Raw genomic sequence first — 9,408 nt, 5'->3', positions numbered from 1 at the left:
GCAAACACGTCAGGAACGGGATGCTGTCGCCCGTCGAGTTCGAGAAGCAGCAGAAAATCTAACCCGAGGGTGTCTACGAAACTCGGGGCTATTCATATCGCCGGACTCTAGGTCAACGACTTTGATTCCTTCAGGCGAACCCACTGCAAGGATGTTAGCTTGAGGGCTTAGCGCCATCGTGCCAATCAAGCCTGAATATCTCTTCAAGGTCTTTAGGGTAGGGGCACTCAACATCTGGACATTTCCTTCTGCGTCCCCTGTAATAATTTTGGTGCCATCATGCGAGTATTTGCTGAAATAGACAGGATTGCGTTGGTTTGAAACGAGACGTTTTTTTTTGGATTTTATGTCGACTTCAAACGTGGCGCCTTGATTATCACCGATAAGAAACTTCTTGCCGTTGGGTGATATGGAGGCTGCGAACGGAATACCCGAAAGCCGTCCGAAAGATCCGACTTTCTTTCCGCTACGGGTGTCCCAAACGCCCACACCCTCGGTTTCGTCGGCGACGAGAAGCTGCATCCCTGATTGGGCAACCGCCGCACTTGTCGAGTCGCCCTGCGCAACAAACAGCTTGTGCCTGATTGAATCTGATCCACGCGACCGAATTGTTGCATGGCTACCAAAGAGGCTGACGTAGGAATTACTTCCGGCGAGGTAAGCGGACCAAGGTGCGATCTGGGCATAGCTATCCCGATCGTAGACCGCGGCGAGCTGTCGTCCAGTCTCAACATCCCAAAAGCGAATCGAATAGTCCTCATTTTGGGCCTGAGACATGATTTCTTTCCCGTCAGGAGAGAAAACGGCGTTACGAACAATACCGGCGTGCCCAACGAACACGCGGAGTAGACTTTGCTCCGCGACGTCCCACAATCGAATGCTGTTATCTTCCCCTACGGTTAGGAGAAGTGATCCATCCGGCGAGAAGGCGATTGATCCAATGCCGCCTGCATGTGGGGTCTGGGGAACAAATGAGACTGCGGTCTGGGCGAAGGATGGGATGAACCCGTGCACAAGCAAAACGAGGAAGGTCAATGTGAGGAGCAAGCAATCGGCTAATTTGCGCATCAAGGTCTTGTTCCTGAGACACCAAGGAGACAGCGCATAAATTCGAGAGCGCTTTCAGTATGCACGGTATCTGAACACGCCAGCGTTGCAATCGAATTTTCGGCTTTTATCGAGGGGATGATCGCCGTGCTGCTCGGCATCAATCGGATTGAACGGCAACGAATCCAATTACATCGCGGATGCAGCATTCTGGCGAGTTTTCGTATCCCTTCAAGGCGTTTGGGTTTAATCATTTTGCACCAAATTTGTCTGCATGATCACAGATTCCGTCTCCTTTAACTTGCCCCGCTGCGATAAAAGACTAATTAGCAGGCATTGAATTTGAGGCTGTCCGTTGATCAAAGCCAGACCAGCGTTTTTGCTGCTTTGCGCAGCTCTTATTCCGATGCTGGTATTGGCCGCTTTGATGGGCTGGTTTGTCATTCGTGGAGTTGCCCCCAAAAGACCGGACATGCTCAGGCTTGAGATTGCGAGCTGATGAACTCGCGCGGGGATTGATATCCTAAAGCACTGTGCGGGTGAAGATTGTTGTAATGCTCGAACCAGAACGGCAGTTGCGCCATGACGGTTTCGGCATCCGGGGTGGGGTTCACCGCGACGTAATCGCGCTTGAAGGTTTTCACGAAGGCCTCGGCCATGCCGTTCGATTGGGGGCTGCGCACCGGCGTCGTGCACGGTTCCATGCCGATGTCGCGGAGCAAGGACGCGGTGTCCCTGGCGATGAAGCACGAGCCGTTGTCGGTGAGCCATTCGATGGGCTCGGACAGCATGTTGATGCGGCCGAAGCGGTTCTCCACGGCGGTGATCACGAGGTCCTGCACGTCCTGGCTCTTGATGCCCTCAGTGGTGGCGACATGGGCGATTGCCTCACGGTCGCAGCAATCGAGGGCGAAGGCGACCCGGACCTTCTCCTTGTTGTCGCAGTCGATCTCGAAGCCGTCGGAGCACCATCTGATGTTCGAACGTTCGACAGCGACCTGACCGTCATGGAGGCGATCATCGACCGCTCCGGTGTGGCGCACCAACAGCAGATTGTGCAGCCTCATGACTCGGTAAACGCGCTTGGCATTGGGCCACGAACGCCCGTCCTTCCGGGCGTTGCGGCGCAGGATGGCATGGACACGCCGATAGCCGTAGGTGGGCATGTCGGCGATGATGGCCTTGATATCCTCCACCAGTTCCCGATCCGGGAGTGGTGGGCGTCCTCTGGCTCTGGAAAGGGAGGCTGTGGCACGCGCAGCGATATTCGACCGGGCGACACCTAGAGTTTCGCAGACGGCCTTCATTCCAAAATTCCCCTCGGAAGAGAGATCGAGCGCAACATCCGTTTTTTTGGGCCTCCGGCGATTTCGAGGGCTTCCTTGAGGATTTCGCTCTCCATCGTCTTCTTGCCTAGCAGGCGCTGCAACTCCTTCACCTGGCTCTGAAGCGCCCGATATTCGGATGCCGGAACAACCTCCTCTTCGGCGGCCGTCGCCGTCAACGCACCTTGCGACGCCAACCTGCGCCAGGCGAACAACTGGTTCGGCTGAATGCCATGACGACGGGCGACGATGCTCACCGTCGCATCCGCCTCATAGGTTTCCTGGATGATGGCCAGCTTCTCCGCCGCGCTCCAGCGCCGCCGTCGTTCAGGCCCGGAGAGGACCTCTATATTATGCTTGATGTTAGTCATAATGCCGACACTACTCCTACACACTTAACTAAGTGGGGGAGCATGTCCGGGCCTTTCGGGGGCTAATTCACTGGTTTGTCATTCGTGAACGGCAGACGGCTATTGCGGATGGGATCCAGGATCGCGCTTCGCTGCTCGCTGCAGCCGTCCAGCGTGACCTAGAGACTCAGATCCAGCTTCTGTCCCTCGTGGCTGAGTCACCTCGTCTCGATCTCCCTGTCTCCAGAAGCAGTTTTGCCGAAACGGCTCGCCGCCTGAAGGCCAGAGCACCTCAGTGGGAACAGATCCGGGTCACGAATGATGACGGTGACGTTGTTCTTTCATTTCCACCTCTCGCGACTTCCGCATCGCGTAAAGTCGTCGATCAGGAAAGCCACGATCGGGTCGTGAATTCCGGCGTCGGCGTAGTCGGAAACGTTGTCATAGGGTCAGGAGGGAAGGCTGCCTTCCCCGTACGTGTACCCATCCAACGCAACAACCGGACAAAGGCCGTTCTTTCGGCTGTCATTCGCCCGGAGATGATCGCAAACATTCTTAGGGACAGCGGCCTTCCAAAAGGCTGGTCGGCCTGGGTCACTGACAGTCAGGATCGGCTCGTCGCCGCTACCGCTGCGTCTAACCTTGAAGCGAGACCCGCTTCCGAATTCGGCGTTGGCGTCGAAGGCGATCGTTATCAGTTGTTTGACGGATCCAGTCTCCAGACCGCCAGTGCGTCGCTCGAGGGCACGCCCTGGCGGGTGCGAGTTGGGCTGCCTTCTGCGATCTACGTGCGCCCGGCCCAGCAGGCAATACTGCTGCTCATCGTAGCCGGGGCTGTGATCGCGCTGCTTTGTGCTCTGGCAACCGTGCTGCTTTACCGCGAACTGCGCGCAAGGACTGCTGAGCGTGAAAGAGTCGCCAATTGGCAACGCATGGATGCGTTGGGGAAGCTGACAGGTCAGGCAGCTCACGATTTCAACAATCTCCTCATGGTGTTTCAGTCCGGCGTCGAAGGGATCGAGAGGCGCAGACACGACGAGGAGCGCGTCACGCGGCTCCTTGGCCATATGAAAGAAGGACTGACCCGAGGAAAGAACATCACCCGTCGTCTGTTGTCATTCGCAAAGCGTTCGAACCAGGGCGCCGAACACATCGAGCTCCCAGTCAAGTTTGAGGAGATGGCCCCACTTCTCCGCCAAGCCCTCAACGATAGCATTTTGATCGACGTAGACCTTCCTGCTGATCTCTGGCCGATCCATGCCGATCCGGTTGGCCTCGAAATTGCACTGATTAACCTTCTGACAAACTCACGGGAAGCCATGGCGAACGGCGGTAAGGTCACGATCACCGCCCGCAACGTTTCGGAGGGATCTTTCGAAGACAAGAGGATACAAGGACCAGCGGTTGCGATAACGGTCACAGATACAGGAAGCGGTATTTCGTCTGCGGACCTTGAGCGGATCTTTGAACCCTTCTTCTCCACGAAGGAAAACAGAAGCCCCGGTCTCGGTTTGACCCAGGTACACGGATTCGCCCTAGGTTCGGGTGGCGTCATCAAGGGGGCAAGTCTTCCTGGCCACGGTAGCGCATTCACGCTGCTGCTGCCGAAATCAAAGGCACCGAGCCTGACAGGCGGAGACGCCGCGGACGCAAATTTCCCAGAGTGTCTGTTGATCGTGGATGACACGCCCGCTTCTCTGGAGTCGGCGCGTCTTGGATGGGCTGGTTGCCGACATAATTACGGCGCGCAGCGGAGCGGAAGCGCTCGAACTGTTGCAGAGCCGGGCTGAAATAGGAGCCGTGCTTAGCGACATCATGATGCCAGGAATATCCGGCATCGAGCTTGCCGAGGAAATCGCCCGCAGAAGGCCCGAGCTCCCCGTCGTTCTCATGACTGGTTACAGCGACAAGCTCGAAGCTGGAGCCGCGGTGTCTCGCCCGGTTTTAACGAAGCCCTTCGCGACAAAGGACCTTGCCGCCGCACTTGCAGTTTCACGGCCGGGATTGCCGGATCTCACGAACGTGGTTCGGCTTGATCAAACCACGAGATCTTGAGCTTTGGACACCGGTGAGGTGAGCGACTTAACTCGCTCTCGCAATGCAGGGCTACATGGCTGCCTCTTATGCTCGAGTTGGAGCTTGCGGCGCGAGCGAGAGAACTCAGACCCCAGATTGGCATCATCATCGCCTCCGGAATCGGCCGCGTCGCGCTCGACGCTCGCAAGCAACGCAGGTTTTTATGAGAACCCCGATGATCTCGACGCAGTTCAGCCGTCGGATGGGGCAGGCTGCGGTCGCGACAACCACGGTTCGGACGCCTGAACAATCTATCGGGATTGGTCCGACAAGATGAGCGGTCGGCCAGAATAGATTAGTTGCTGATCGACATCGCATTCATGAGAAGTGCAACTGGGAAGCCGGCGACGATCACCGCCGCTCCCAAGGCAGCGAGTATTTTCAAAACATACGCCCTTCGAGCCTTTGCCGTATCCCACTCGTAAGCCATGTGACGCTCTCCCGCTCTTTCGCGATAAAAACATTGCCAAGCACGTTCGTCGAGTGCGCAGCGGCAACAGTCTGAATACGGTTTGCAAGAAGGGAACCGTCCGCAAATCCGGAGGTTATCAGTTGTCGCCGAGGAATGAGGGCGCGGCCAGAAGCTACCTGGCAAACCGATCAAATAGAGGTCATGGGAGACTACGTGTGAAGGTAAGAGAATTCATGACGGTCCAGGTGATATCAGCGAAGCCGACCGATACAGTGGAAGACGTGGCGCGAATGATGTCCGAGATCGACAGCGGCGCCATCCCGGTGATCGAAGATGATGTCGTCGTCGGGATGATTACCGATCGGGACATCGTCATACGCGTCATTGCCGAGCGCAAGGACGGCTTAACGCGGGTTTCCGACGTCATGACCGAAGGGGTCGAAAGCTGCCTGGAAGACGATGACATTGCCGAAGCCGCGAGACGGATGACCGAGCTTCAGATGCGCCGGCTCGTCGTATTCGACGGCGAAGGCAAGCTTTCCGGCATCATCTCGCTTGGCGACATAGCGATCGAGCATCAGGGCGATCTGGCGACTGAAGCGCTCGAGGAAATCTCTCAGGACTCGTGATGCGATCATTCGAGCGCGCGCCGTCTTACGCCATTCGCTCATCATATCGAAGGGACGGTTAGAATGGCCGAGCGCACCGCCGAAGACGTTGCAGCACGACGGGCAAGGCGCGCCGAACGTCGCCAGAAGCAGCGCGACGCGAATATCGATCGAGCGGCTAAAATGCACCAGTTGCGGCTTGACAATTCCAAGCCGGCTGATGATCCGATGGAGGATCAGGTGGCGGGCGGTGTCCATATCGGGTGCTCCGGCTGGTACTACTGGCACTGGAAGGGCAAATTCTATCCGGCCGACGTTCCGTCCAGCGAGTATTTCGCGATCTACCAGGACCATTTCAGGACGGTCGAACTCAACGCGCCCTTCTATTCCTGGCCGACGATCGGAGCCGTAAAGACCTGGATCCGTCAAGCCGAGCCGGGTTTTGTCTATACCATCAAGGTCTGCGAGCTCATCACGCATATCAAGCGGTTTGAGGACACAAGGATCCTTGTCGAGGATTTTGGATATATCGCCGACCTCCTCGGGCCGCAAATGGGCTGCTTCCTTTTTCAGCTTCCGCCAAGCGTGCGCTATACGCCCGCGATGCTGGATTCCATCTTGTCGCAGGTCGACCCTTCACGCAGGAATGTCGTTGAGTTCCGGCACAAGAGTTGGTGGAATGAGGAGGTCTTTGACGCCTTCACGGAAGCAGGGGTGATCTTCTGTTCTTGCAGTGGTCCGCGGTTGCCCGACGAACTGGTTCGGACTGCCGACGACATCTACATCCGGTTCCATGGGACAACGCAGTGGTACCGCCATGACTATACGGACGATGAACTCATCGTATGGGTGGACCGCATCAAGCGAAGCGGCGCCAAGACCGTATGGGCCTATTTCAACAACGATCGCGATGGCCACTCCATCAAAAATGCTACGCGCCTGACAGAACTGCTTGAGCTTCCCCAAGGCTGATTTGCCAGCGTGGAACTTCCAAATTGGTGGGAAGTTCACTCTTCAAACAGGAGAAGATGACGTGTCGAGCACCAAAAGAGGCAGAGCACAAGACCGGGCACGCGTCGCAGGCGGCCAGGACCAGGAGGTTCGCTACGAAGCCAAAAAAGAGGGCGTTACAAAGGATGTCGTAAAAAGTGCTGTCAAGGACGTTGGCAACAGCGGTACAAAAGTCGAGGCCAATCTGGAGAAGAAACGATGAGCCATCGTGAGGTTGCCCTGCCGGACGGCTCTCGTGACGGGCGCTTTTTAAATCAACGTCAGCGTGCGAAGGTTTCGTTGGCGTTCACCGAGACCGCCGGTTTGAAGGCGAGCGCTCGAATTACCAATGGCGGATTGCTATCGATAGCGGCTCTGGTCTCCACCATCCTTCTGTCGACAGCGGTTCTGGTACATGTTGCCACACGAGACGCCCGGTCCAAGAGGCTCTGGTAGCAGTGGCCGAGTCAAACGCGCCCGATCACTCAAATGCAGCAGCATATGGCTTGTCCATCGCCACGGAGCCTATGGAAGCCAAATTGGCTAAAGCGCTGCCGTCCGGAGAAGGCTGGCAGTACGAGCCGAAATGGGATGGCTTTAGGTGTATCGCATTCAAGAACGGCACATCGGTGGATCTTCGAGCTAAATCCGGAAAGCCGCTTGGCCGATATTTTCCGGAAATGGTGGCGTTGCTCGCCGGTCTTCCGGCGACTGACTTCGTCATCGACGGGGAATTGGTGATCGAGGTGACGGGGAAGCTTTCTTTCGACGCTCTGCAGATGCGCTTGCATCCAGCCGAAAGCCGGATCCGCAAATTGTCGCGAGAAACCCCTAGCAGGCTCATCGTCTTCGACATGCTCATGGATACGGACGGCACGCCACTTCTGGACAGAGATCTTGCGTATCGCCGCGAGCGCTTGGAAGTTTTCTGTGACGGGATCAAGGCCGATCCGGATCACTTTATCATCTCGCCGACGACCAGGAACTTGCGCGTGGCGGAGACATGGCTCTCCGGATCGGGTGGGGATACCGATGGCGTGGTTTGCAAGCGGATCGATGAACCTTATCGATCTGGGGAGCGGGCGATGACCAAAGTCAAGCGCCTGCGGACGGCGGACTGCGTTGTGGGCGGGTTTCGGTATGAGAAAGACAGTAAGTTGGTCGGTTCGCTGCTGCTCGGCCTTTACAACGATGACGGCCAACTCGACCATGTCGGTTTTACGTCTGCGATTGCTGACATCGAAAAGCCTGAACTGACGGCGAGACTTGAAGCGCTGAGGGATGCTCCGGGATTTACCGGTAAGGCTCCTCGCGGACCGAGCCGTTGGACGACAGACCGATCTTCCGACTGGGAGCCTCTCAGACCTGAACTGGTGGTGGAAGTCAAATTCGATCAGATCACCGGCCGCCGCTTCCGGCACGGAACCAAGCTTCTGCGTTGGCGACCGGACAAGAGGCCGTCTCAGTGCGATTTCAGCCAGATCGGGCTTTAACCATGTGGGCTCGGCGTTACGCGTCGCCCTGTCAGGTATGCGCATCGCCACGCAAACTCTCCCTCGTCGGTTTCAGGATAAAGCGAGGCGACGAGAACGGATCCGTATAAGATCAGGACGCTGGCCAACACATCCACCCAGTTACAGGGCCGAGCGATGCATTGGTCACCACGTCGGCCCAGCGATTGAGTTCTCTACGTCTATATCGGCCAGACAAGCAAAAGCATCGGTACGCTGACGATGAGAACGATGCAGGACAAGGGCAGGCCCAAACGGGCGTAGTCGCCAAAACGATATCCTCCCGGTCCCATCACCAGGGTATTGCACTGGTGGCCGATAGGCGTCAGAAAATCACAGCCGGCGCCAATGGCGACTGCCATCAGAAATGCGTCCGGCTCAAACCCCAGCTTCGACGCGAAGGTCGCAGCGATCGGAGCCATAACCAGAACGGTAGCCGCGTTGTTGAGAAACGGCGTGACGGCCATGGCCGCGACCATAATCAACGCCAGCGCCCCGTAGGGCGGCAGCATTTCCGCCGTCCGCGAAAGCAGATTGGCAATGATGTCCGTCGTCCCGGTGGTTTTCAACGAGTCGCTGATGGGGATCAGCGCTGCAAGCATGATCAGGATAGGCGCGTCGAGGTGGCGATAAACCTCGCGTAGCGGCAGAGAGCCGCTTACGACCATGAAGAATGCGGCCGCGAAAAATCCAGCCGCAACCGGCACACCTCCGAACGCCGTTGCGCCCATCGCCGCTGTAAGGATCAGGACGGGGAGGATGGCGTTGCGGGCACTGCCCAGCTTCAGGTCTCGCTCGACGAGAGGCAGGCATCCCCATTCACGCAAGAGATCGGGAAGGGCTTGCAGATCTCCCTGCAGAACGACGACGTCGCCGTTGCGGATTTTGATTTCTCCCAGGCGCTCCGTGAAACGCTTGTCACGGCGGCTGACCGCAAGAAGGTTGAGACCGGTATTGTCAAATAGCGAAACGTCTTTCGCGCTCAGGCCGATAAGTGTTGGTTTCCACGCAGAACTGAGCCGGTTTTTCCACCGAGAAGTGAGCCACCTCTGAGTATGGTTTTCTGATCAGGACTTGGTCAAGGGGTTG

The 9,408-nt window shown here is 57.1% G+C and carries 9 protein-coding genes and 1 pseudogene; 6 read left to right on the top strand and 4 right to left on the bottom strand.

Annotated elements, in window-relative coordinates; translation table 11 throughout:
• Positions 1 to 9: 9 nt before the first annotated feature.
• Positions 10 to 1,068: a WD40 repeat domain-containing protein gene (locus J2Y63_RS34995; protein WP_435269780.1), complete on the bottom strand. Its 1,059-nt coding sequence runs from the start codon at positions 1,066 to 1,068 to the stop codon at positions 10 to 12.
• Between the two features lie 455 nt (positions 1,069 to 1,523).
• Positions 1,524 to 2,743, bottom strand: a protein-coding gene (locus J2Y63_RS34990) for an IS3 family transposase (protein WP_435269779.1) whose coding sequence is annotated in 2 segments (ribosomal slippage) — positions 1,524 to 2,401 and positions 2,401 to 2,743 — 1,221 coding nt in all. Because the reading frame shifts where the segments join, the coding sequence is not laid out codon by codon here.
• Between the two features lie 188 nt (positions 2,744 to 2,931).
• Between J2Y63_RS34990 and J2Y63_RS34985 the strand changes: the two genes are divergently transcribed.
• Both J2Y63_RS34985 and J2Y63_RS34980 read left to right on the top strand, forming a co-directional pair.
• A complete protein-coding gene (locus J2Y63_RS34985; RefSeq protein ID WP_435269778.1) occupies positions 2,932 to 4,512 on the top strand; it encodes an ATP-binding protein in 1,581 nt (526 codons plus the stop codon).
• Positions 4,403 to 4,777 (top strand): response regulator, encoded by a 375-nt coding sequence (locus J2Y63_RS34980; RefSeq protein WP_435269777.1) that lies wholly within the window; start codon positions 4,403 to 4,405, stop codon positions 4,775 to 4,777. Before J2Y63_RS34985 ends, J2Y63_RS34980 begins: the two co-directional genes overlap by 110 nt.
• 316 nt (positions 4,778 to 5,093) lie before the next feature.
• On the opposite strand, the gene J2Y63_RS34975 is transcribed toward J2Y63_RS34980, so the two are convergent.
• Positions 5,094 to 5,228 carry a hypothetical protein gene (locus J2Y63_RS34975; protein ID WP_435269776.1) on the bottom strand — a complete coding sequence of 45 codons (135 nt, stop codon included), beginning with the start codon at positions 5,226 to 5,228 and terminating at the stop codon, positions 5,094 to 5,096.
• A 215-nt stretch (positions 5,229 to 5,443) separates the two neighbouring features.
• On the opposite strand from J2Y63_RS34975, the gene J2Y63_RS34970 reads away from it, so the two are divergent.
• From J2Y63_RS34970 to J2Y63_RS34955, 4 genes are all read left to right on the top strand, one after another.
• Positions 5,444 to 5,839, top strand: coding sequence for a CBS domain-containing protein (locus J2Y63_RS34970; protein ID WP_435269775.1), 396 nt, complete (start codon positions 5,444 to 5,446; stop codon positions 5,837 to 5,839).
• Positions 5,840 to 5,902: 63 nt separating this feature from the next.
• Positions 5,903 to 6,790 (top strand): DUF72 domain-containing protein, encoded by an 888-nt coding sequence (locus J2Y63_RS34965; protein WP_435269774.1) that lies wholly within the window; start codon positions 5,903 to 5,905, stop codon positions 6,788 to 6,790.
• 61 nt (positions 6,791 to 6,851) lie between these two features.
• The gene (locus J2Y63_RS34960) at positions 6,852 to 7,031 is read left to right on the top strand and encodes a DUF3606 domain-containing protein (RefSeq protein ID WP_435269773.1); all 180 of its coding nucleotides are present in this window, start codon (positions 6,852 to 6,854) and stop codon (positions 7,029 to 7,031) included.
• A 226-nt stretch (positions 7,032 to 7,257) separates the two neighbouring features.
• The gene (locus J2Y63_RS34955) at positions 7,258 to 8,301 is read left to right on the top strand and encodes an ATP-dependent DNA ligase (protein ID WP_435269781.1); all 1,044 of its coding nucleotides are present in this window, start codon (positions 7,258 to 7,260) and stop codon (positions 8,299 to 8,301) included.
• A 200-nt stretch (positions 8,302 to 8,501) separates the two neighbouring features.
• On the opposite strand, the pseudogene J2Y63_RS34950 reads toward J2Y63_RS34955, so the two are convergent.
• Positions 8,502 to 9,314 (bottom strand): annotated as a pseudogene (locus J2Y63_RS34950) (SLC13 family permease); the annotation flags it as partial.
• Positions 9,315 to 9,408 lie beyond the last annotated feature (94 nt).

Origin of the sequence: Shinella sp. BE166 (assembly GCF_051201095.1) — a bacterium.
In the GTDB taxonomy this organism is placed as follows: Bacteria; Pseudomonadota; Alphaproteobacteria; order Rhizobiales; family Rhizobiaceae; genus Shinella; species Shinella lacus.
This window is presented reverse-complemented; position numbering and strand designations above follow the sequence as displayed.

Bases quoted from the DNA above. Each gene is read 5' to 3' on its own strand.
- J2Y63_RS34965 (WP_435269774.1), top strand. From the start codon at position 5,903: ATGGCCGAGCGCACCGCCGAAGACGTTGCAGCACGACGGGCAAGGCGC.
- J2Y63_RS34975 (WP_435269776.1), bottom strand. From the start codon at position 5,228: ATGGCTTACGAGTGGGATACGGCAAAGGCTCGAAGGGCGTATGTTTTG.
- J2Y63_RS34995 (WP_435269780.1), bottom strand. From the start codon at position 1,068: ATGCGCAAATTAGCCGATTGCTTGCTCCTCACATTGACCTTCCTCGTT.
- J2Y63_RS34970 (WP_435269775.1), top strand. From the start codon at position 5,444: ATGACGGTCCAGGTGATATCAGCGAAGCCGACCGATACAGTGGAAGAC.
- J2Y63_RS34980 (WP_435269777.1), top strand. From the start codon at position 4,403: ATGACACGCCCGCTTCTCTGGAGTCGGCGCGTCTTGGATGGGCTGGTT.